The organism is Merdimmobilis hominis, from assembly GCF_900104615.1.
In the GTDB taxonomy this organism is placed as follows: domain Bacteria; phylum Bacillota; class Clostridia; order Oscillospirales; family Ruminococcaceae; genus Merdimmobilis; species Merdimmobilis hominis.
Genome location: NZ_LT629939.1, coordinates 985,428 through 1,007,541, shown reverse-complemented (window position 1 = coordinate 1,007,541; position 22,114 = coordinate 985,428). Strand labels below are relative to the sequence as shown.

Annotated in this window: 22 protein-coding genes and 1 other annotated feature; of the genes, 16 read left to right on the top strand and 6 right to left on the bottom strand. The window is 56.7% G+C overall.

What is annotated here, in order from left to right; all coding sequences use genetic code 11:
• The first annotated feature begins 20 nt into the window (after positions 1-20).
• From BQ5353_RS04865 to rplL, 5 genes are all read left to right on the top strand, one after another.
• Positions 21-1,484, top strand: coding sequence for a sensor histidine kinase (locus BQ5353_RS04865; protein ID WP_071427413.1), 1,464 nt, complete (start codon positions 21-23; stop codon positions 1,482-1,484).
• A 94-nt stretch (positions 1,485-1,578) separates the two neighbouring features.
• Complete coding sequence (locus tag BQ5353_RS04860) at positions 1,579-2,517, top strand: DUF1385 domain-containing protein (protein WP_054332061.1); 939 nt, start codon at positions 1,579-1,581, stop codon at positions 2,515-2,517.
• A 51-nt stretch (positions 2,518-2,568) separates the two neighbouring features.
• A complete protein-coding gene (prmC, locus tag BQ5353_RS04855; protein WP_083386406.1) occupies positions 2,569-3,495 on the top strand; it encodes a peptide chain release factor N(5)-glutamine methyltransferase in 927 nt (308 codons plus the stop codon).
• A gap of 81 nt (positions 3,496-3,576) precedes the next feature.
• Positions 3,577-3,743: a sequence feature (ribosomal protein L10 leader region), on the top strand.
• Positions 3,744-3,766: 23 nt separating this feature from the next.
• Positions 3,767-4,288 carry a 50S ribosomal protein L10 gene (gene rplJ, locus BQ5353_RS04850; RefSeq protein WP_054331981.1) on the top strand — a complete coding sequence of 174 codons (522 nt, stop codon included), beginning with the start codon at positions 3,767-3,769 and terminating at the stop codon, positions 4,286-4,288.
• A 99-nt stretch (positions 4,289-4,387) separates the two neighbouring features.
• A complete protein-coding gene (gene rplL / locus BQ5353_RS04845) occupies positions 4,388-4,762 on the top strand; it encodes a 50S ribosomal protein L7/L12 (RefSeq protein WP_054331980.1) in 375 nt (124 codons plus the stop codon).
• Positions 4,763-4,981: 219 nt separating this feature from the next.
• On the opposite strand, the gene BQ5353_RS04840 is transcribed toward rplL, so the two are convergent.
• From BQ5353_RS04840 to BQ5353_RS04830, 3 genes are all read right to left on the bottom strand, one after another.
• A complete protein-coding gene (locus BQ5353_RS04840; protein WP_054331979.1) occupies positions 4,982-6,367 on the bottom strand; it encodes an ABC transporter substrate-binding protein in 1,386 nt (461 codons plus the stop codon).
• Between the two features lie 61 nt (positions 6,368-6,428).
• Positions 6,429-7,253, bottom strand: coding sequence for a carbohydrate ABC transporter permease (locus BQ5353_RS04835; protein WP_054331978.1), 825 nt, complete (start codon positions 7,251-7,253; stop codon positions 6,429-6,431).
• A complete protein-coding gene (locus BQ5353_RS04830) occupies positions 7,253-8,170 on the bottom strand; it encodes a carbohydrate ABC transporter permease (RefSeq protein WP_082398648.1) in 918 nt (305 codons plus the stop codon). The genes BQ5353_RS04835 and BQ5353_RS04830 overlap by 1 nt, the downstream gene beginning before the upstream one ends.
• 862 nt (positions 8,171-9,032) lie before the next feature.
• Between BQ5353_RS04830 and hrcA the strand changes: the two genes are divergently transcribed.
• The 10 genes from hrcA (at position 9,033) to BQ5353_RS04780 (ending at position 18,206) form a co-directional block, all read left to right on the top strand.
• Positions 9,033-10,058: a heat-inducible transcriptional repressor HrcA gene (gene hrcA / locus BQ5353_RS04825; RefSeq protein ID WP_054331977.1), complete on the top strand. Its 1,026-nt coding sequence runs from the start codon at positions 9,033-9,035 to the stop codon at positions 10,056-10,058.
• A 19-nt stretch (positions 10,059-10,077) separates the two neighbouring features.
• Complete coding sequence (gene grpE, locus BQ5353_RS04820) at positions 10,078-10,611, top strand: nucleotide exchange factor GrpE (RefSeq protein WP_233424499.1); 534 nt, start codon at positions 10,078-10,080, stop codon at positions 10,609-10,611.
• Between the two features lie 57 nt (positions 10,612-10,668).
• A complete protein-coding gene (gene dnaK, locus BQ5353_RS04815) occupies positions 10,669-12,525 on the top strand; it encodes a molecular chaperone DnaK (protein ID WP_071427411.1) in 1,857 nt (618 codons plus the stop codon).
• Between the two features lie 199 nt (positions 12,526-12,724).
• The gene (gene dnaJ, locus BQ5353_RS04810) at positions 12,725-13,894 is read left to right on the top strand and encodes a molecular chaperone DnaJ (protein ID WP_054331974.1); all 1,170 of its coding nucleotides are present in this window, start codon (positions 12,725-12,727) and stop codon (positions 13,892-13,894) included.
• A gap of 155 nt (positions 13,895-14,049) precedes the next feature.
• Positions 14,050-14,640 carry a DUF3841 domain-containing protein gene (locus tag BQ5353_RS04805; RefSeq protein ID WP_054331973.1) on the top strand — a complete coding sequence of 197 codons (591 nt, stop codon included), beginning with the start codon at positions 14,050-14,052 and terminating at the stop codon, positions 14,638-14,640.
• Complete coding sequence (locus BQ5353_RS04800; protein WP_071427410.1) at positions 14,583-15,158, top strand: DUF3841 domain-containing protein; 576 nt, start codon at positions 14,583-14,585, stop codon at positions 15,156-15,158. The genes BQ5353_RS04805 and BQ5353_RS04800 overlap by 58 nt, the downstream gene beginning before the upstream one ends.
• Positions 15,159-15,218: 60 nt before the next feature.
• Positions 15,219-16,169, top strand: coding sequence for a 50S ribosomal protein L11 methyltransferase (gene prmA / locus BQ5353_RS04795; RefSeq protein WP_054331972.1), 951 nt, complete (start codon positions 15,219-15,221; stop codon positions 16,167-16,169).
• A gap of 4 nt (positions 16,170-16,173) precedes the next feature.
• Positions 16,174-16,896, top strand: a complete 723-nt coding sequence (locus BQ5353_RS04790) for a 16S rRNA (uracil(1498)-N(3))-methyltransferase (RefSeq protein ID WP_071427409.1) — start codon at positions 16,174-16,176, stop codon at positions 16,894-16,896.
• The gene (locus tag BQ5353_RS04785; RefSeq protein ID WP_054331971.1) at positions 16,877-17,434 is read left to right on the top strand and encodes a hypothetical protein; all 558 of its coding nucleotides are present in this window, start codon (positions 16,877-16,879) and stop codon (positions 17,432-17,434) included. The genes BQ5353_RS04790 and BQ5353_RS04785 overlap by 20 nt, the downstream gene beginning before the upstream one ends.
• Positions 17,435-17,507: 73 nt before the next feature.
• Positions 17,508-18,206 (top strand): response regulator transcription factor, encoded by a 699-nt coding sequence (locus BQ5353_RS04780; RefSeq protein ID WP_071428414.1) that lies wholly within the window; start codon positions 17,508-17,510, stop codon positions 18,204-18,206.
• A gap of 141 nt (positions 18,207-18,347) precedes the next feature.
• Here BQ5353_RS04780 and spoIID read toward each other — a convergent pair whose 3' ends face one another.
• Entirely contained in the window at positions 18,348-19,394 is a 1,047-nt protein-coding gene (spoIID, locus tag BQ5353_RS04775; RefSeq protein WP_054331970.1) for a stage II sporulation protein D, read from the bottom strand.
• A 108-nt stretch (positions 19,395-19,502) separates the two neighbouring features.
• Between spoIID and BQ5353_RS04770 the strand changes: the two genes are divergently transcribed.
• Positions 19,503-20,336, top strand: a complete 834-nt coding sequence (locus BQ5353_RS04770; protein WP_054331969.1) for a hypothetical protein — start codon at positions 19,503-19,505, stop codon at positions 20,334-20,336.
• 104 nt (positions 20,337-20,440) lie between these two features.
• Here BQ5353_RS04770 and hdhA read toward each other — a convergent pair whose 3' ends face one another.
• Both hdhA and BQ5353_RS04760 read right to left on the bottom strand, forming a co-directional pair.
• Complete coding sequence (hdhA, locus tag BQ5353_RS04765; RefSeq protein ID WP_054331968.1) at positions 20,441-21,238, bottom strand: 7alpha-hydroxysteroid dehydrogenase; 798 nt, start codon at positions 21,236-21,238, stop codon at positions 20,441-20,443.
• A gap of 154 nt (positions 21,239-21,392) precedes the next feature.
• On the bottom strand, positions 21,393-22,109 hold the full coding sequence (locus BQ5353_RS04760; protein ID WP_054331967.1) for a hypothetical protein: 717 nt from the start codon (positions 22,107-22,109) through the stop codon (positions 21,393-21,395).
• Between the last annotated feature and the right edge of the window lie 5 nt (positions 22,110-22,114).

Here is a 22,114-nt window from a genome sequence, read left to right as displayed (position 1 = left end):
AGCGGGAGGAGGGGAAGCCGGTGGCAGTCAAAAAAATCACCAAGCGGTGGCTGTTCAACAACCTGGGGGTCATTTTGGTGATCCTGCTGGCGTTGGAAGTGGCTTTTGCCATCGGCGTGCGGGGCTTCTTCTACTCCAGCGTGGAGCAGAGCGTCAACTCCCAGGCCAACTATATTACCTCCATGCTCAAAAGCTATTCAGAGGACAGCTCGGTGACCTTCTCCACCGAGGTGCGCCGGATGGTGGAACAGTTTGGGGAGAAGGATAAGATGGAGTTGATGGCAGTGGACATCAATGGCAATGTCATCATCACCTCCAGCGGCTTTGAATCCACCGAGAAGATGTATATGCCCGATTTTGAGGAGGCCATTGTCTCCTCTGACATGCGGGGGCAGTTCCGAGGGGTCATCAACAACGAGAACGTGCTGGCCATCACCGTCCTCTCGCCGGTCAACGATGAGAGCTTGGCCGCCATGCGGTTTGTGGTCTCCCTTTCCCGGGTGGATGAACAGATCGTGGTGTTTATCGCCATCATCACCCTCATCGGGGTGGCGATCATCTTCTTTGTCATCCTATCCAGCTCCTACTTCATCAACTCCATCGTTATACCGGTAGGGGAGATGGGAAAAACCGCCCGCCGGATCGCCCAAGGGGATTTTAAAGCCCGCTTGGAAAAGAAAAACGACGATGAAATCGGCGAGCTGTGCGACATCATCAACTACATGGCCGAGGAGCTGGCCACCTCCGAGGCGCTGAAAAACGACTTTATTTCCTCGGTCTCCCACGAGCTGCGCACCCCCTTGACCGCCATCAAAGGCTGGGGGGAGACCCTGGCTTATGGGGATGACATCGACCGGGATACCCTGCAAAAGGGGATGCATGTGATTTTGAGCGAGACCGACCGCCTCTCCTCCATGGTGGAGGAGCTCCTGGACTTTTCCCGGATGCAGAGCGGCCGCCTCAAATTGGTCAAGACAAAAATCGACCTGCTGGCCGAGCTGGGCGAAGCGGTGATGATGTACACCGAGCGGGCCAAGCGGGAAGGGATTGCACTCATCTACGACGAGCCGGATGTGATGGCGCCGGTGTTTGGGGATAAAAACCGGCTGCGGCAGGTGTTTGTCAACGTCATCGACAACGCCCTCAAATATTCCGACGAAGGGGATACGGTGACCATCACTGCGGTGCTGGATAGCCACAACTTGGAGATTTCAGTGGCCGATACCGGTTGCGGCATCAGCCCTCAGGATCTGCCCAACATCAAACGGAAATTTTACAAGGCCAACTACACCCGCCGGGGCTCCGGTATCGGCTTGGCGGTGGCGGATGAGATCATCGCTATGCACGGTGGCACCATCGACATCCACTCAGTCCAAGGGGAGGGCACCACAGTGGTGATCACCCTGCCCCTAGCGGGAAAAAACACCGAGGACACCACCCTGATCAGCGGGGAAACACCTCCCTTTGACCAACAACAATTCTAGGAAAAACGAGATTCTACCCAGCCGGTTTTGGATATGGCGGTGGGGTAAGCCGGTGCGCCCGGACAATCGTTTGGAAATGGAGCAAATAGAAAACATGGAACAAAAACAGCCAAGCAAAAAGACGTCCATCGGCGGGCAGGCCCTGATTGAAGGGGTGATGATGCGCGGGGTGGGGATCACCTGCCTTGCGGTGCGCCAAACCGATGGGACCATTTACACCGAACAATGGGGCGATGGGGAAGACTCCCGCCCTTGGTATAAACGCACACCGATTATACGTGGAGGATTTAATTTTATCGAGATGATGGTGCTGGGCTACAAATGCCTGATGAAGTCCGCCGAACTAGCCGGCTTTGAGGACGAGGAGCCATCCGCCTTTGAGAAAAAACTGGCTTCCCTGCTGGGGGACAAGTTCTCCACGGTGATGACCTATCTGGTGGTGGCGCTGGGCGTCGCCTTGGCCATGGGCTTGTTTGTGGTGTTGCCTGCCTTTGTGGCAGGGCTTCTAGCTAAGGTGATCCATTCCCAGTTGATTCTCACCGTTGTGGAGGGGGTCACCAAAATCGGCCTGCTCATCGCCTATCTGGGGCTGGTGGCTCAAATGGATGAGATACACCGGATGTACCAGTACCACGGTGCGGAACACAAGACCATCGCCTGTTATGAGGCTGGGGAGGAGTTGACCCCCGCCAATGTGAAGAAACACACCCGCTTCCACCCCCGATGCGGCACCAGCTTCCTGCTGATCGTCCTGGTTATCTCCATCCTGGTGTTTTCCATCCTGCCCCGGGGCGGCAGCCTGTGGATCACGGTGGGCCTAAAACTGCTGCTGATGCCCTTGGTGGTAGGCATCGCCTATGAGATCATCAAGCTGGCTGGCCGGTATGACAATTGGCTGACCCGCCTCATCTCCAAGCCCGGCCTGTGGCTCCAGCGGCTGACCACCAAAGAGCCAGACGAGAGCATGATGGAGGTGGCCATTGCGGCCATGAAGCCCTGTATCCCCAAGGAGGAAGGGCTGGACAACTGGTAACATCGCTGCCCCCAAACTTTGGGGGCAGTTTTTGTGAGGAGGACACGACCGATGGAACAGCGAGACAGCAGTGCTTTGGAAATCATGCGCCGGGAACTGGGCGCCCATCCCAAACTCCGCCAATTGCAGCGGGAAGCCATTTTGCTTTTGGAGGAAACGGTCGGGGAGAGCGCCGGCTTTGAAGTCCGCCAATTGCTCACCGCTGCCTGTGGGATTCCAGGGGCGATGCTAGGCCCTTGTGGGGAGCGGGAAATCCCCGAAGAAGAGGCAGCCCGGTTTTTCTCCTGGGTGGAGCGCCGCCTGGGAGGGGAGCCTCTTCAGTATATTCTGGGGGAGTGGGAATTCTATGGCCTGCCTCTGCGGGTGGGCCCCGGCGTCCTCATCCCCCGGCCGGACACCGAAACTGCGGTAGAGGTGGCCCTGGAATTTCTCCAAGGACGGGATCGGCCAGTGGTAGCCGACCTGTGCAGCGGCAGCGGGGCTATCGCCCTCGCCCTGTGGAGCCAATGCCCTGGGGCAGAGGTCTACGGGGTGGAGCTCTCCCCGGAGGCGCTGCCCTACCTGCGGGAGAATGTATCAGCCCTCTGCCAAGGGGACAGGATGCCAGTGCAGCTGATCGCGGGGGATGTCCTAAGGGGAGTGGAGCTGCCCCCCCTGGACCTGCTGATCTCCAACCCCCCCTATCTGACGCCCCAGGAAATGGAGGAGCTCTCCCCCGAGGTGGAGCGGGAACCCTCTATGGCTCTGCTGGGCGGAGCCGACGGCCTCCTCTTCTACCGGGAGATCACCCGCCGGTACCGGGACAGCATCAAGCCGGGAGGGGCGCTGGTTTTTGAAGTGGGATACCGGCAGGCGGACCAGGTGATGGGGATTCTCCAGGCTGCGGGGTTCTGCCAGGTGGGTTGCCGCAAGGATCTCGGGGGAATCCGGCGGTGCGTCTTTGGTTTTGTCCCTGGTGGGGAAGGCATCGGGCGGTAGGCCGTACAACGGGGGAAAATTTGATTTTTCTGCGCTGGAATGGAGAAAATCCCTTGACAAAGATATAGAAATACACTATACTATAAAAGCTGTCACAATCCAAAGACAGCAGGCGTCTGTTTTACAGACTGAAATGGGTGACTCCGGCCTGCCGAGGAAGATGATGCAGAACAACTGGATGTAAGTTCAGAACATTGTTTTGTAAGCTCTTTCCGCGGTTTGGCGGGAAGAGCTTTTTTGGTATAGAAGGTTTTCCAGGAGGTGAAAAGATTTGGCAAGCGAGAAAGTTATTGCTCAGAAACAAGAGATCGTCGCAAACCTGAAAGAGAAACTGACAGGCTCTGTCGCCGGTGTCCTGGTGGATTACAAAGGCATCAACGTTGCAGAAGATACCAAACTCCGCAAAGAGCTGCGTGAGGCTGGGGTTGACTACACCGTTGTAAAGAATACCCTGCTGAAATTCGCCATTGACGAAGTTGGCTTCGGCGCTTTGGATGCACATCTGTCCGGCACCACCGCTCTGGCTGTCTCCAAAGAGGATCCGGTTATCGCTGCAAAAATCCTTGCGAAATACGCGGAGGATTCCAAAGGACAATTCAGCATCAAAGCTGGTTTCCTGGATGGCGAAGTGATCGATTCTGATAAGGTGATCGCCGTTGGCAAGCTGCCCTCCAAGGAGCAGTTGCTGGTTCAGTTGCTCAGCGTCCTCAATGGCAACATCAGAGGTCTGGCTGTCGCCCTGAACGCTATCGCGGAGAAGGGCCAGGAAGAGGCTCCCGCCGTCGAGGCATAATCCCACAGGTATGTGGCACCGTGGTTGGGCAGGTTCGCCCAGCGCAATCGTTTGGGCAGAGCCCAACACATGAAAATAAGATTATAGGAGGTAGCTGACATGGCTTCTGAGAAAATTACTAAATTTGTAGAAGAAATCAAAACTCTGACCGTTCTGGAACTGTCCGAGCTGGTGAAAGCAATCGAGGAGGAGTTCGGCGTTTCTGCTGCTGCTCCCGTTATGATGGCTGGCCCCGCTGCCGCTGCTCCCGCTGCTGAGGAGAAAACCGAGTTTGACGTTGTTCTGGCTGAAGCTGGCGCTAGCAAAATGGGCGTCATCAAGCTGGTCAAAGAGATCACCGGCCTGGGCCTGAAAGAGGCAAAAGAGCTGGTTGACAACGCTCCTAAAGCTATCAAAGAGGGTGTTTCCAAAGCTGACGCTGAGGACATCAAGAAGAAACTGGAAGACGCTGGCGCTAAAGTCGAGCTCAAATAGTTTTGCTTCTCTATCTTATAGCCTTCTTAAGCAGCCCGCCATTGGCGGGCTGCTTTTTTGTGGGGTACTTGCGCTGCCCTCTAGAACTTCACAGATAAACCCCTTGGAAGAGAGAGCCGTTGTGTGTCCCTGCGCCGACTGGGAATTTCCGCGGTAAAAGCAAAGGAAAAATAAAAAAGGCAAGCCCAACGGGCTTGCCTTTTTTTGAGTAATTTACAACTACTTCGCGGTTTCTGTGGTCTCGTTGTAGTTGGTGATAGCCGCGTTCACAGCTGTGGCGACATTTTTAATGCAGTCTTCTGGGGTTTGCTGGCCCATAAGGACGAGCTCCATATTTTCCTCAAATTTGGCTCTGGCCTCAGGGAATACACCCAGCAGAGCACCGCTTGTGAACTCGTTGGTGGGGGTGTTGTGCAGCTGGTTGATGGCGGTGGTGAAGTTGGGGTTCTCTTCCAGGTAGGTCTTCATCGACTCAATCTCATAAGACTTGACATTGGTTGCAAAGTAACCGGTACCCTGCATCCAAGCGGCCTGGGCCTCGGGGGAGGAAGCATATTTTACAAATTCCCAAGCAGCGTTCTTGCGGGCCTCATCTTTATTGTCGATGATCCACAGGGAGCCGCCGCCGATGATGACGCCGCCATCCTCTTTTTCGCCGATCCGAGGCATATTGCCGGTGCCAATTTCAAATCTGCCGCCTACGCCTTTGATGACCGAGGCCAGCTGGGCAGTGGAATCCAGGTACATGGCAGTTCTGCCGGCGATGAAAGCATTGCGGGTGTCGTCGGTGTTGCGGCCAAAGTTGCCTACAAAGCCGCTGTCCACTAAGTCTTTCCAGGTCTGGACCACGTTGAGGCCAGCGCCGTTTTCGTCAAAGACCACTTTAGTGGCGTTGGCGGTACGGCCGTTGTTGTTGTCTGCGTAGAACTCGCCCTGGACGGCGATCAGCTGTTCAAAGAACCAGCCGTAGATGGCCATGGAGAAGCCGTACTGGGTGACCTTGTCACCGTCTTTTTTGGTCAGCTTCTCTGCGTATTCCAGCACCTGGGCGAAGGTCTCGGGAGCCTTTTCCGGATCCAGGCCAGCCTCTTTGAAGGCGTCCTTGTTGTAATACAGAAGAGGGGTGGAGGAGTTGAAAGGCATGGCGTACTGCTTGCCGTCCACCGAATAGTAGCTGACCAGGTTGGGCTCAATATCCTCTTTGTTGAAGGACTCGTCCGCCGCAATGAAATCCTCCACAGGGACGATGTAGCCGCTATCTACCATAAATTTGGAACCGATATCATAGACTTGTACAATGTCGGGGCCGGAGCCGGAACCGTCGGTCATAGCGGATTTCAGCTTGGTGAGCTCATCGTCATATTTGCCCTGGTACTGGGCGGTGACATGCACTTTGTCCTGGGATTCGTTGAAATTCTTGATCATCAGGTCGACCTGTTCACCCATGACGCCGCCCATGGCATGCCAGAATACGATCTCGGTGGTGCCGGATTCGGAACCGCCTGTGGAGCTGCCGCTGGACGAGTTACCGCCGCCGCCGCAGCCGGCCATGGAGAGTGTCATCGCGGCTGCCAGCACAGCAGCCAGAGTTCGTTTGAGTTTCATGTTGATCCTCCTTTAATTTGTGTATGATGGTACGCCGCCTATGCGGCGTGGAAGCCCGAAATTAACCCTTGACTGCCCCGGCGGTCAACCCGGCGACCAGCTGTTTCTGGCCTAAGATAAAGGCCAGGATAGAAGGGGCAAGAACCATGATGACGCCAGCCATAATCGGTCCGAAGGCGTTGCCCTCGGCGTTTTGCAGCATGCCCATACCGATCTGGACAGTGCGGTACTCCTTGCTGTCGGTGACCAGCAGAGGCCACAGGTACTGGTTCCAGGACTGGAGGAAGGTGTATACCCCCAGGGCCCCCAGAGAGGGCTTGGTCAGTGGAAGGGCGATGCTGATAAAGAACCGGAAGGTGGAACAGCCGTCAATCTTGGCGGCCTCATTGAGCTCGGTGGGGAGCTGTAAAAAGGCTTGGCGCATGTTGAAAACACAGAAAGCGGAGGTCAGGTAGGGCAGGATCAGCGCTTGGTAGCTGTCGGTCATGCCCAGGCCGCTGATGGTCAGGTAGTTGGCGATGATGATGGCCTGGCTGGGGATCATCATGGTGCAGAGCATCAGCATAAAGATGGCCTTTTTGCCTTTGAATTCCAGGATGGAGAAGGCGTAGGCGGCCAGTGCGCCGGTAAACAGCTGCCCGATGGTGACCACAGTGGCCACAAACAGGGAGTTGAGGATGAACCGGAAGATGGGGGCCATCCGCAGGGCATCGGTGTAGTTTTGGGTATAAAGGCCGCTGGGCAAGAGCCGGGGCGGGTACTGGAAGATCTCGCTGGGGGTCATCAAGCTGACGCTGAACGCGTACAGGATGGGAAGGACGATACACAGAGCGACCACGCAGTTGACTGCCAGCAGGATCCATTTGGTGGATTTGTTTTGTACCATTAGTAGGTCACCTTCTTTTCAAGACGGAACTGAACCAAGGTCAGCGCCAGGATGATGAAGAACAGAATTACCGACTCCGCGCAGGCGAGGCCGAACCGGTTGTTGAAGAACGCCTCCTGGTAGATGGAGTAAACGATGACATAAGTGCTCTGGCCAGGGCCGCCCTTGGTCATCAAGTTGATCTGGGCAAAGGATTGGAAAGAGTTGATCACATTGATGATGAGCAGGAAGAACAAGGTGGGAGAGATGCAAGGCAGGGTGATAGAGAGGTGCTTGCGGAAGAACCCAGCTCCCTCCAGGGAGGCGCTTTCATACAGTTCCGGCGGGACCGATTGAAGGGCGGCCAGGATAAAGATAAAGTTGAGGCCGATGTTCATCCACACGGTGACCATCACCACCGAGAAGAGGGCCCACTTGTCCGAGATCAGCCAGCCGATGTCGGTGCCCAGCAGGTAGTTCAGAATGCCGATGGAGGGGTGGAACACAAAGATGAAGATGATGGACGCCGCCGCCGAGGAAATGGCCATGGGCAGCGAATAGATCGTCCGGAAGAGGCCGGTGCCGGGGATTTTCTCATTGGCCAGTACACCGGTGATAAATCCGGCCGCAATGGAGAAAAAGACCACCATCAGCGAGTATTTAACGGTGACAAATAGGCTGTTGCGAAAGGCTTCCGAAGTGAGCAGGCTGGTGAAGTTGGAAAAGCCCACAAACTTGCTGATTTCCCCCTTGGGGGTGGTGGAATGGAGGCTTAAAAACAGCGTTTTGGCAAAGGGGAAAAACACAAAACAACAGAAGAGGATGAGGGCGGGGGTTATGTACAGATAAGGTTCAATCTTCTGGAAAGGCGTTTTGTGTATGGCGTTCTTTTGAGGATTCTGCGGGGATGTTTTCGCGGCAACAGCCGACTTTTTCATAGTTGATGTTCCTCCTTGGCAAAGCGGCCGGCTAAGCGGCCCGTTTTGGCTGAAAAAAAGCAATATAAAACTGGCCGTTGATGGGGAAAAGGACAGCTATATTGCAAAAATATGGTATAACAACGGCTAATGGCATTCCGTTTTCTAAATTATAGCATAGGGTTTTGTGAATTTCAATTCAATCCTTTACAACTTGCTCACAGTTTGTTCCGGAATTACCCAAATTTTTGAAAAAAAGATCCGCAGATTGTAAATTTTTTTGACGGTTTTTCACTATTTTGTTGAAATACTTTGTTTTTAATGCAAATATTTGGCGATGTTAATTGGTAAAAAACACGAATCTTTTCTCTTGTGAAAATTGACAAAAGATTAACTGAGTGGGCCAATTTTCTGCCTTTTATTTATAAGGTGAATGCTGGTGGTCTCCCTTGACTGGGCATGTACCTATGGGGAAAAAACTTCCAGGCCCGCCCTTATATTTGTTGTAGCAGGTTGTCCTATCCGCAGGGCTTGTCCTGATTGTAGCATATCCCTGTGGGGACAAAGGGGGAAAACCGCCGCAGCCTCCACACGGAATTGGAAATTTTAACTAGGGGGATGAGGACTCCTACAATCATTGGCTAAAATACGGAAAACACCAGGGAAACCGCAGTATCCTTCCCCATGATGGCCCACAGTGCGCATAAGGGGGAAAGAGCTGGTGAACACTACATCTGGCAGAGAGAATAAATGAGTGCTAAATAATTTATGAATTATTTATGAAAGCTATTGACTTTCAGGAATTGGAATGCTAAATTATAGTTGTTAGCAGTCATACAGAAAGAGTGCTAAATTCAATACCAGAGAAAAGAGGCGATGACAGATGCAGATGGATGACCGAAAGATGCGGGTTCTCACAGCTGTCATCGAAGTGTACACCCACACCGGCGAGCCAGTGGGCTCCAAACTGGTCTCTGAGCAGATGGACGTCTCCTCCGCCACGGTGCGCAACGAGATGGCTGCCCTCTTCAACATGGGCCTTTTGGAACAGCCCCACACCTCCGCTGGGCGGCTGCCCAGCTACACCGGGTACCGCCTGTATCTGGATCAGCTGATGCAAACCCTCCCCCTCACCCCCAAAGAACGGGGCGGGGTGGACGCCCTCTTCAATGTGCGGGACCCCGATCCCGACAAGCTGCTGGAGGACGCGGCCCAGGCGCTGGCCCAGTTTACCGGCTGCGCCGCTTTTACAGCCACCATGCCCCCAGAGGCGGTGACAGTGAAACAGGTGGGAATCCTCCCCTCCCGCAGCAAAGCGGTGGTGATTTTGATCATCGCATCCAACGGGGTGGTGAAAAGCCGGGTTTGCCGGCTGGATTTCGCCTTGACCCCGGAGCTTTTAGAGATTTACAACCGGTTTGCCACCGCGACGCTGGTGGATAAATCCCTGAGGGAAATCTCCAAGATTTACCTCAATTCGGTGGCGGTGTCCTCCGGCGGGTACGCCCGGGTGCTCACCCCCATACTAAGTGGTGTCTATGACCTCTGCCAGGAGATCAGCCAGGGGCAGTTCGCCCTCAGCGGCGAGGCAAACCTCCTCAGTTACAAAGAATTCCAGCCTATCGCTTATGAGGTGCTGGAGTTTTTGGGGGATCGGAAGAATGTCCTGTCCCTGGTCCAAAAGGCCCAAGGCCGCACCACAGTGACCATCGGCCGGGAGAACAGCCACCCGGTGCTGTATGACAGCGCGGTGGTAGTCACCCGGTACCGAATCGCCGGTGGGGCCACCGGGGCGGTGGGGCTTATCGGGCCCGTCCGCCAGAACTACGCCAAGATGATCCCCTATTTGGAGTATTTCTCCGACACACTGGGCTCCCTCTTGGCGGAGACCTATGATGAACAACAATAATCCGAAAGGGGAAAGATACTTGGATACGAAAAAACAAGATCCACAGGTGGAAGATACCGAGCTCCCACAGGTGGAAGAGGCCGAAAGCAAGCCCCAGGAGGCGGCGGAGGAACCCACAGCGCTGGAACAGCTGGAAGAAGAATACCGCCAGCTCAACGACCGCTACTTGAGAACCCTTGCGGAGTATGACAACTTCCGAAAGCGGTCTTCCAAGGAGCGGGAAGCCATCTACCCAGAGGCGAAAGCCGATACGGTAAAGGAGTTCCTCACCGTGGCGGACAGCTTCTCTCGGGCGTTGAGTTTTGAATGCGCTGACGCCGAGTTCAAAAAAGGGATGGAAATGATCCATACCACCCTGTTGGGGGCGTTTCAAAAGTTGGGGGTGGAGGCTTTCGGGAAACCGGGAGAGACCTTCGACCCCAGCCTGCACAACGCCGTGATGCATGTGGAGGATGATTCCCTGGGCGAAAATACCATCGCCGAAGTGTTCCAGGAGGGATACCGCATGGGGGATAAAGTCCTTCGCTACGCCATGGTGAAGGTGGCAAATTAACGGTGCATACTTCTAAAATTTAGATATATCAATTGAAACATCAGGAGGAATTGAGCTATGAGTAAAATTATCGGCATTGACCTTGGTACCACAAACTCTTGCGTATCCGTCATGGAGGGCGGCGAGGCCGTTGTTATCGCCAATGCGGAAGGCGCCCGCACCACCCCCTCGGTAGTTGCGTTTTCCAAAACCGGTGAGCGGATGGTAGGCCAGGTGGCAAAACGCCAGGCCATCACCAACCCGGATCGGACTATCAGCTCCATCAAACGCCACATGGGCAGCGATTATAAAGTGTCCATTGACGGCAAATCCTACTCCCCCCAAGAGATCTCGGCTATGATCCTGCAAAAGCTGAAAGCGGATGCGGAGGCTTATCTGGGTGAGAAGGTCTATGACGCGGTTATCACCGTCCCTGCTTACTTCACCGACGCCCAGCGCCAGGCCACCAAGGATGCAGGCAAAATCGCCGGCCTGGAAGTGAAGAGAATCATCAACGAGCCCACCGCTGCGGCTTTGGCGTACGGTGTGGACAAAGAGCAGGATCAGAAGGTCATGGTCTATGACTTGGGCGGCGGCACCTTCGATGTCTCCATCATCGAGATGGGCGACGGGGTACAGGAAGTTCTGGCCACCGCAGGCAACAACCGGCTGGGCGGCGACGACTTCGACGAGCGGATCATGAACTACCTGATCAGCGAGTTTAAGAAGGAGTCCGGCGTGGACCTGACCGGCGATAAGATGGCTATGCAGCGGCTGAAAGAGGCTGCTGAGAAGGCGAAGATCGAGCTGTCCGGCATGACCACCGCCAGCATCAACCTGCCCTTCATCACCGCCGATGCCACCGGCCCCAAACACCTGGATCTCTCTCTGACCCGCGCCAAATTCAACGAGCTGACCGCCGACCTGGTGGAGGCCACCATGAACCCGGTTCGCCAGGCGATGAGCGACGCTGGCCTGAAACCCTCTGACATCGACAAGGTCCTGCTGGTGGGCGGTTCCTCCAGAATTCCCGCGGTTCAGGATGCGGTCAAAGGCTTCATGGGCAAAGACCCCTTCAAAGGCATTAATCCTGATGAGTGCGTTGCCATTGGCGCAGCCATCCAGGGCGGCGTTTTGGGCGGCGAGGTCAAGGGCCTGCTGCTGCTGGATGTCACCCCCCTGTCCCTGGGCCTGGAGACCCTGGGCGGCGTAGCCACCAAGATCATCGAGCGCAACACCACCATCCCCACCAAGAAATCCCAGATCTTCTCCACCGCTGCCGACGGCCAGACCTCGGTGGATATCCATGTGCTCCAAGGCGAGCGGGAGATGGCTAAGGACAACAAGACCTTGGGTATGTTCCGGTTGGAGGGCATCCCCGCCGCTCCCAGAGGGGTTCCTCAAATCGAGGTGACCTTCGACATCGACGCCAACGGCATTGTCCATGTCACCGCCAAAGATTTGGGCACCGGCAAGGAGCAGAACATCACCATCACCTCCTCCACCAACATGAGCAAGGAGGACATCGAAAAGGCCGTCCACGAGGCAGAGCAGTTTGCCGCCGAGGATAAGAAGCGCCGTGAGGAAGTCGATACCCGCAATGCCGCCGACCAGATGGTGTTCCAAACGGAAAAGACCATCAAAGACCTGGGCGACAAGATCGACTCCGTGGATAAATCCGAGCTGGAGAGCAAGATCACCGCGCTGAAGGAGGCCTTGAAGGGCACCAGCACCGAGGAGATCAAAGCCAAACAGGAGGATTTGCAGAAGAAATTCTACGAGGTTTCCGAGAAGATTTACAAGGCGGCTGCTCCCCAGGGCGATCCCACTGGAGGCGCAGGTTTTGACGGAAATGCAGCTGGCAACGCCGGAAGCACTGGGGCCGGTGACGGCTTTGTAGACGCGGACTTCAAAGAAGTAGACGACGAAAAGTAACCGGATAACACAACAAAATAAGGCTTGCGGGAATGCTTCCTGCAGCCTTATTTTGCTGAACGGGAGGGAATCTTTCCCCCGCCGTAGCAAAACCGGCCCAGTTGTGCTATACTAGAGGCATCTGCTGTCAGCAGAAGAAAGCCCCTGGTGCCAGCACACCTGGATATGGCTACATTTTTAGACAAAAGGGTGATCGAGTTTGCCGGATAAAAGAGATTATTATGAAGTCCTTGGGATCCAGAAGGGCGCCTCGGACGACGAGATAAAAAAAGCCTACCGAAAGTTGGCAAAGCAATACCATCCCGATCTCAACCCCGGCGACAAGGACGCCGAGGCGAAGTTTAAGGAAGTCAACGAAGCCTATGAAATCCTCTCTGATAAGGAGAAGAAAGCCCGCTACGACCAGTTCGGCTTTGCTGGGGTGGACCCCAGCTATGGCGGAGGGCAGGGCGCTTACGGCGCCGGCGGCTTCGGGTTTGACGACCTGGGGGATATTTTCGAATCCTTCTTTGGGGGAGCCGGCGGCTTTGGCGGCTTCGGCGGGTCTACGCGGGCCCGCAACCCCAATGCCCCGTTGCGGGGGAACGATGTCAACATCAGCCTGCCCCTCTCCTTTATGGAGGCGGCTTTGGGCTGTAAAAAAGAAATCAGTGTCACCCGGTTGGAGGGCTGTGCCACCTGCGGCGGCACCGGGGCCAAACCCGGCACCTCCCCGGAGACCTGCCCGGACTGCCGGGGCACCGGCCAAGTGCGGGTACAGCAGCGCACCCCCTTTGGGGTGATTCAGACCAGCAAGACCTGTCCCAAATGCGGCGGCACAGGCAAGGTGATCAAAGACCCTTGCCCGGACTGCAAAGGCCAGGGGCGGATCCGCCGGACCAAAAAGCTGGAGGTCAGCGTGCCAGCCGGCATCGACGACGGCCAGACCTTTGTCCTGCGGGGCCAAGGCGACCAGGGGATCAACGGCGGCCCGGCCGGCGATGTGAACATCACCGTATCGGTGCGGCCCGACCCGCTGTTTGAACGGGATGGCTACGATGTGTGGTGCGACATCCCCATCACCTTCACCCAAGCGGCGCTGGGGGATGAGATCGTCGTCCCCACCATCGACGGCAAGGTGAAGTACAACATCCCCGAGGGCACACAGCCCGGCACGGTGTTCCGCCTGAGGAACAAAGGCATCAGCTATGTCAACGGCCGGGGCCGGGGCGACCAGTATGTCCGGGTCAACTTGGAGGTGCCACGCAACCTGAGCGGCAAACAGAAGGATGCCCTCAAAGAGTTTGAAAAACTCTCGGGGGATAAAAACTATGAGAAGCGCAAAAGCTTCTTCGAGCGGCTCAAAGACGCGGTAAAAGGCGACGAGTAAACGGTATAAAGCAATATAGCAGCGGGGGTTCTGTTTAGAGCCCCCGCTGTTTTTTAGCCCCCAAATGAAAGAGGAGACCAAGGGCGGCCCCCTTGTTTCCCGCGGGCTTTTCCCGTATAATAGCGATAGAGCCTGCATGGGCTGGGGAGGACAGTATGGAACAGATCAAAGTTTGGACCAAACAGCATAAAAACGTGTTGGAAGAGCTGAAGAAGACCGGGCGCTACACCGCCAAACGGCAGTACATCGCCATGGATATGCAGGAGCATGCGGATCTGGTTCTGGAGGCTTACGACTGGCTGGTCAAGCATGGGCCGGACGCGGGCAACCGCCCGCCAGATGCGGATTACCCAGTGTGGGTCTCTTTTCAAAGCGAGGCGACCATGCTCCCCAGTGAAGGGACGGTCATCCTGGAGCTGGAGCTGGATCCTGCCATCATCACCCCTGTCAACATCGAAAAATGGGGGACCATCCTCAATTATTCGTATATCCCCAAGGACCCCCAGGACGCCAAGCGCCATCGGGCGCTCCTGGAGGAGTACGGGGTCAGCGACGCCAAAGCTTACATGTCCCAGTTTTACCCGGAGATCAAGCGGGAGATTGTGGACAGTTGGGACCGGCTGTTTGACGACAGCATCATTTTGGGGAATAAAGCAAAATATGGGACTATCTGGGAGGTGAAATGGGAATGGGTGACCAGCGTGGCACAATACGGCTCTACACCTGTCAAACCGACGCGGTGCTAGAGGCCATCCGGCGGGATGGCGTCTGCTTCTCCAAAGAGGAGTATGTCCGCCGCAAATACGAGGAAAGCGCCCCCATTTTTTTAACCGCCTACCGTTGGTTTGTAGGGGAGGCCCAGCGGTTTGTCCCCAAACCCCCAGGGGCCCAGTTCCCCTATTGGGCGTTTCAGGATTTGTACAGCATGGATCAAAGCGGCGGCCATGTCCTAGCCTTGGATGTCCCCCGGGAAGAGGCGGTCCTCTTTGACTTATATGACTGGAATAAGATCGTCTGCCTCAAGTACCTGGGGGAGACAGAGAAGGAAGAAAAGGCATTCCACCAGATGTTGGCCCAGTGCGGCGCCAATGAAAACCAGGTGATGCTCACCGCCTTTTACCCCCAGTGGAAGCAGGAGATCTTAGAGAGTTGGGGGCGGCTTTTCCGCCACCACGAAAGGATCAAGGCTGGGGACAACACCGGTGTGGGAAGCGTCCAGGCCGGGCTGTGGCAGATCAAAGCGGAGTGGATCGCCCAGCGGTGATCCTATTTGCAAAACAAGGACCGGCGGCTGCAGCCGCCGCAAGATAGAGGAGGCATCCCTATGGATTGGACCGAAGTAAAAATCAACATCCCCACCCGTTGGGTGGATGGGGCGTCTGCCATCGCTCAGATGGTGGTCCCCTACGGCATTTACATCGAGGATTATTCCGATTTGGTCACCGAGGCGCCCAAAATCGCCCACATCGACCTGATCGATGAAGAGCTGCTCCAAAAGGATCGGGAGCATGCGGTGATCCACATCTATATCAGCCCGGAGGAGAACCCCGCGGAAGCGGTCTCCTTCCTCCACGAGCGGCTGCAAAGCGAGGGAATCCCCCACGAGATCGACACCGAGAGCGTCCAAGAGGAAGCCTGGGCCACCGCCTGGAAAAAGTATTACCACCCCATCAAGCTGGGCCAGCACCTGGTCATCTGCCCTTCTTGGGAGGAGGTGGACTGCGCCCCCGACGAGGTGAAGATCACCCTGGACCCGGGCATGGCCTTCGGCACCGGCACCCACCATACCACCCAGCTCTGTTTGGAACAGCTGGAGGAAAACATCAAGCCTGGCTGCTCCATCCTGGACATGGGGTGCGGCAGCGGCATCCTCTCCATCGGGGGGATTCTGCTGGGCGCAGCCAATGCCACAGCCGTGGACATCGACCCGGTGGCAGTGCGCACCTGCCAGGAGAATGCGGCGGTAAATGGGGTCCATGCTGACCGGTACCGGGCCCTTTCCGGCGACCTGGTGCGGGACAAAAAGCTGCGGGAGGAGATCGGCTCTGGCTACGACATTATCACCGCCAACATTGTGGCGGATATCATCATCGCCCTGGCCCCCACCTTTGACGGCTTTTTAAAGGACGACGGGGTGCTGATCACCTCCGGCATCATCGCCGAGCGCCACCAGGATGTGGTGGAAGCCCTGGCAAAGGAGGGGTTCTACCCAGTGGAGACGGTGGAGCGCAAAGGCTGGGTGGCCATCACCTTAAAAAAAGCCGGGAAGGAGTAGGCCTATGCCCCGTTTTTTCAGCGAGGAAATTGAGGGGGATCGGGTGTTCCTCCGGGGGGAGGACGCCCGCCACATCCAAAAATCCCTGCGGATGCAGCTGGGAGACCCCCTCACCGTCTGCGATCTGGGGGGGACTGACCTCTCCTGCCGCATCGAGGAGTTTTCCCCTGACCTGGTGACGGCCGCCATTTTGGAGCGCCGCCCCAGCGAGGCAGAGCCCACCGTCCAGGTCCGGCTGTACCAGGCCCTCCCCAAGGGGGATAAGCTGGACTTGATTGTCCAGAAGGCGGTGGAGCTGGGGGTCCATGAGATCATCCCGGTGCTGACCAGCCGCTGTATCTCCCGCCCCGACGGCAAGAGCATGGAGAAAAAAATCCAGCGCCTTTCCCGCATCGCCCTGGAGGCCGCCAAACAATGCGGCCGGGGCATCGTCCCAAAGGTGGGGGCGCTGCGCAGCTGGGAAGCGGCTTTGTCCGAGATGGGGGAGGCTCCCCTTGCTATTCTCTTTTATGAGGAAGCCACCGCTCCCCTGCGGGAGATGCTGCAGGGGGCGCCGGAGCAGGTTTCCATCCTCATCGGGGCGGAAGGGGGCTTTTCCCGGGAGGAGGTGGAGGAGGCCAAAGCCAAGGGCCTGCTGGCCGCCAGTTTGGGCAAGCGGATTCTCCGGTGTGAGACCGCGCCTTTGGCCGCCCTTTCGGTGCTGATGTATGAAACAGGAAATCTATAGCCCCCCCAACGAGGGGGAACGGTACCAAAACCCCTGGTGGCTCCCCATTCTGGCGGTGTTTTTAGCGGCCAGCGCCCTGCTGCTGGGGCGGTTTCTGGCCGACCATTATGGAAAACCGGCCCTCCCCAAGGAGAGTGTCTTGGCGGCTCAGCTCCAATCGGAGGAGGGGCAAGACCTGTTGCAGCTGGCCTCCGATCGAAACACTTATACCTTGCTCCTCCACTTTGTCAGCGGGGAGATCCAGGCCGCCTTTGACAAGGGTTATATCCCCGGCCCGGAAGATCTGCGGGTCTTCGTCGCCTCCGCAGGCCTCGCCCACCAAAATGGGGTTTCCATAGAGGCGGTAGAAGTGGGGGAGGAGGGGATTGCCCTCACGGGGACGGCGCCCGGCTCAGAAGAGGCTGACGCCTTTCTGCTGGGGCTGCAAAGCCAGGGCTTTTTGGCCTCCTATCAGTCCACCGATCCGGGGGAGGCGTTCCGGTTCACCGTTTTTCTCTCCCTGCCCCAGCTGGAGGAAGCCCATCTTTTTGTCCGGTGAGGGAGAAGGGGGCTTTTTTGGATAGGACCCTATGGAATACGGCCGCGCGGGCGGCGGAATCGAGGCGCTAGCAATGGCAAAACTCATCTACATCACAGAGGACGACGACAATATCCGGGAGCTGCTGCGCTGCACCCTGGAATCCTATGGGTACCGGGTCCAGTGCTTTGACGGCGCCGCCGGGATGTTTGACGCCATCCGCGGGGAGCTTCCTGACCTGATCCTCTTGGACATCATGATGCCTGGCATGGACGGAATGGAGGCGCTGCGCATCCTCAAAAACGACCAGAGGACTGGGCCGGTGCCGGTGATCATGCTCACCGCCAAATCCGGGGAGGTAGACAAGGTCACCGGCCTGGACCTGGGGGCGGATGACTACATCACCAAGCCCTTTGGCCTGCTGGAGCTGACTGCCAGGGTGCGGGCCGCCCTGCGCCGCAATCCTTCGGGGGGCGGAAAGGGGGAAAACATTCTCACTGCGGCGGATATCACCTTAAATGTGGACAGCCATGAGGTGTTCCGGGATGGCACTCCCCTGGAGCTGACCCTCAAAGAATTTGAACTGCTTAAGCTCCTCATCCTCAACAGCAACCGGGTGGTCCCCCGGGAGAACCTGCTGGGGGAGATTTGGGGCTACGACTACATGGGGGAGACCCGTACCCTAGACATGCACATCAAAACCTTGCGGGCCAAGTTGGGGGACGATGCGGACAACCCCCGGTACATCAAAACGGTGCGGTCGGTGGGGTATAAATTCATCGCCAAACCCTAGCGGGACAAGGGGAGCCGCTGTGGAAAGCCGCCCTCTTGCCCCACAAGAATGGCCGGAAGCCCGGGAATTTCCTTTGCCAGGGGAGTTCACGCTGTTTTCCAATATTAAAAAGCATCCCTACCAAGGGATGCTTTTTCCGTTCTATGGCTGTTCCTCGCTTTGGGCGGCGGAGAGTTTGGCCCCGGTGAAGTAATGGGTCAAAATCTCGTCAAAGGTGGCCCCTTGGCGGGCCATATAATCTGCCCCGTATTGGGAGAGGCCCACCCCGTGGCCGTACCCTTCCACCTGGAAGGCAAAGGTCCCGTTTTGGAAAGACACGGTGAAATCGGAGGATTTGAGGCCCAGCACCTGGCGGACTTCCTTGCCGTGGAGGATTTGGTCCCCCACCTGGATTTGTGTCACATAGCCGGAGTCGGAGCGTTCCTTCACCACAAACCAATCCTCCTGGCTGGTGGGGAAAGTGAGGCTGGGGTAAGCGGTGGAAAACAGCGCCCGCACCTCCTTGGGGGTAAAGGTTTCGGTGGTGGCAAAATCCGGGGCCAACAGGTCCCCTTCGCTCTCCACCGGAACGAGATAGGGCACTGAGGCGGACCAGACGTTGACGGCGTCCTCTGTCTCCCCGTTGGAGGTGGAGTGGTATGCCGCCAGAATGGGCTGGCCGTCGTAGGTGAGGACATACCCCAGGGTGGAATCCGCCGCTTCACAGATCTTGGACCAATAGAGCTCAAATTGATCGCCGTACCGTTCCCGGGCCATCTCCTCGGTCATATAGCCCTTGCCGTGGTCAGGGTCGGCGGAGAAGTCCGCATTTTGAATCACCGGATCGGGGGAGAGGCGGGAGAGGTTCTGCCGGTAGAGGGCATAGGTGTGGGCGGCCACCGCCTGGGCTTTGAGGGCCTCCAGGTGAAAGGAAGGGGGCATCTCCGCCGCAACTGCCCCCCGGACATAATCCTGCACCGACACCGTCTCCACCTTGCTGGTGGCGGTGTTGTAGATGGCAAAGCTCTCGGCGTCGGCCACTGGGCGGGTGGTGGTAACCGGGGCGCTGGAGGCCTCCCCCTGTACTTCCTGGGTGATATGGGAGGGGGACTCCACCGGTCGGCTAACCGGTGGAGAGCGCAGCACCGAAAGGGGGATGAGCACCACAAGCAGGATAAAGGCCAGAAGAAAGGCGAGTCCGATGCGCATCGGCAAAACCTCCTTATCTCAAAATTGACTTTTTACATAATTTGGAGTAAAATTGCGTTACTAATTGGGGTTTTATGTCCGCTTTGTCGTGGGAAAGGGGGAAAAAAGATGCTGTTTTATGGGGTTATCACCTTTTTATGTGCGGTGCTCTGCATCCCTTTGCGGATTTACATGGAGCTCCAGTGCATCGACCCCTTTACCGGGTTTTATGAAGGGGGCACGGCCCTGCGGTGGTTGTATGTCCTCCTGGTGGGGGCGGCCATCCTCTGTCTGCTGCTTCCCAAAAGGGAGAGCCGCCGAAATGTAAAGCCTGTATCGGGCCGTATCTGCCTGCTGCCCGCTGGAATATTGTTGGCCCTCTCGGCTGCGGCCAGCGCCTGGAGTACTTTGGGCCAGCTTCTGGTTCAGGTATGGAACAAAACAGGGGCCAGCCTGTTGATAGGTACCGTGGTGTGCCTGGTGGCTGCGGCAGTGAGTTCCTTGGTTTTTGGAGGCTTGTTTTTCTTCGGCAGAAGTCGGCAGAACGGATTCCAGCCGCTGCTTCTCCTGGCCCCTGTGCTGTGGATTCTTCAGCTGCTGATCCAGAGGTTTTCCCAGTTTACAGCGCTCTCCTCCATCTCGGATCAAAAGATTTTTGTGGCCTTTTTAGTGTTTTCCTGCCTATTCCTGTTGTTCCACGCCCGGGCTGTGGGCGGGGTGGACCCGGATCGGGGACGGCGCTGGTCGGTCCCCCTGGGCTATGGGGTGTTCCTGCTGGGCGCTCCTCTGGCGGCGGGGATTGCCGCAGTCCGGTTTGCGGGCATTGGGGCATACCCCACCTTGAGCGATGTTGATCTCCTGTTGGTTGCCAGTATGGCCTTGTACGCCCTTGTCTATAGTTATACCGTAAGCCGGGAGCAGTATTTAGTCGAACAGTCGGGGCGGATGCTCCACAGGGAGTAAAAGGGCGCCTTTTTCGCCCTGTAGCTGACGGGCGGCACAACTGTATAAAAAAGGACGGCCCCATAGGGAGCCGTCCTTCTTGATTATTTCGATCAGACTTTGGTTTAGGTTCTGCTGGCCCAGTCCACCATGTCGCCATAAACCGGAGTAGGCAGGCCGAAGCCACCGCTGACCGCCATGATCTGGCCGGTGGTAAAGGCGGATTCGTCCGAGGCAAAGTAAACCACAGCTGCGGCAATCTCCTCTGGTTTGCCCATCCGGGGGATAGGGGTGTGCTTCATAAACATGGCGTTGAACTCGGGGCTCATATTGCCAGAAACCGCTTCGGTGGCAGTCATGCCGGGGAGCACGGCGTTGCAGCGGATACCACTGCGGGCCCCCTGGACGGCCAAGTTCTCGGTGATATAGTTGATGGCGTTTTTGCTGATACCGTAGGCAATGCGGGCCAAATCCGGGTACAGGCCGCCAATGGAGGAGATATTGACGATGCTGCCGCCCCCGTTTTTCTTCATCACTGGGATGACCCTTTGGGTGCTGAGGTAGACACTGGCCAGGTTAGTCCGCAGGATACCCATAAACACTTCAAAGTCGGTGTGTTCCACATCGAAGTCGTGTTTGGGGTCTCCGGTGCCGAAGTTGTTGACCAACACATCCACCCGGCCTTCTTTTTCCACCACTTCATCCACCATGGTGGCATAGCTCTCCTCCCGGTAGGCGTCGTTGAAGACCGCCCGCACCCGGTGGCCTTCCAGGCACAGTTCTTTGGCCTGGGCCTCGGCCTTTTCCAAGTTGCGGGCCGCCATGTAGACGACGGCGCCCTCTTTGGCGCAGGCTTTGACAATCTCCCAGCCGATGCCGCGGGTGGAGGCGGTGACCAATACCACTTTATTTTGCAATCTCATTCGGTTACACTCCTTGTTGATCATTTCGTTACTAAGATGTCCCAAATCCCACCGTTTAGTAGGGCAAAGGGATAAAAATAAGCGGGGCCCTTTGGGGGCAGCGGTATAAAAATTGGCGGGGAGGAACGCGTTCCTTCCCGCCGGTGGGTTGACATTAGAATACAAGCATCATGGGAACATTGTGCTCCATGCAGAAATTGCTCAAGGCATAGTAGACAGAGTAGGCTTGTTTGGCCCGCTCCTCCAGGATGCTGGCATCTTTGTAGGTCTCTTTCCAGGAGAGGATCTCCTCAGGTGTGGCCTTCCAGCGAGCTTCGTTGAGCTCCAGGAGCTGCTCGTGCTGCCGCAGGCTGGATGCCATGGGGATCACCTTGCCGCTGGGGCACTGGGCGGTGAAGGTAAAGGGCACATCCACCGGCAAAGAAAGCTGGGGCCCGGTGATGATGGCCGAATAATGGGGTTTGTAATCTTTTTCGTCCACATACTTGCGGTACACCGGCTCCTTTGTCCAGTCCCAGTCCTCGCCCAGGCGATGCAGGGGGGCTTTGCGGCCCATCTCCACATGGAGGGCCCAGATGATGAGGGCGCCGAAATTCTCCCAGGAGAGGCGGTCGGTGGCGTAGTCGCCATTCAGGTCCTCGGCCCAATCAACCGGGCAGTTGTGGTGGGCCTGGATCTGGCCGGTGATGTACTCTTTCCACTGGAGCACCACTTCGCCAGTCTCCTCGGCGCTGATGGGCAGGTTGCACAGTTCGGTCATCCGCTCGCCCTCGATGCCGGGTTCTTTGCCTTTGGTTTTCTGCTCCTCAATATTGCACCAGTTATGGGCATAATAACGGCCCAAAGAGCCGCAGTAAATATCAAGTGCCATAATAA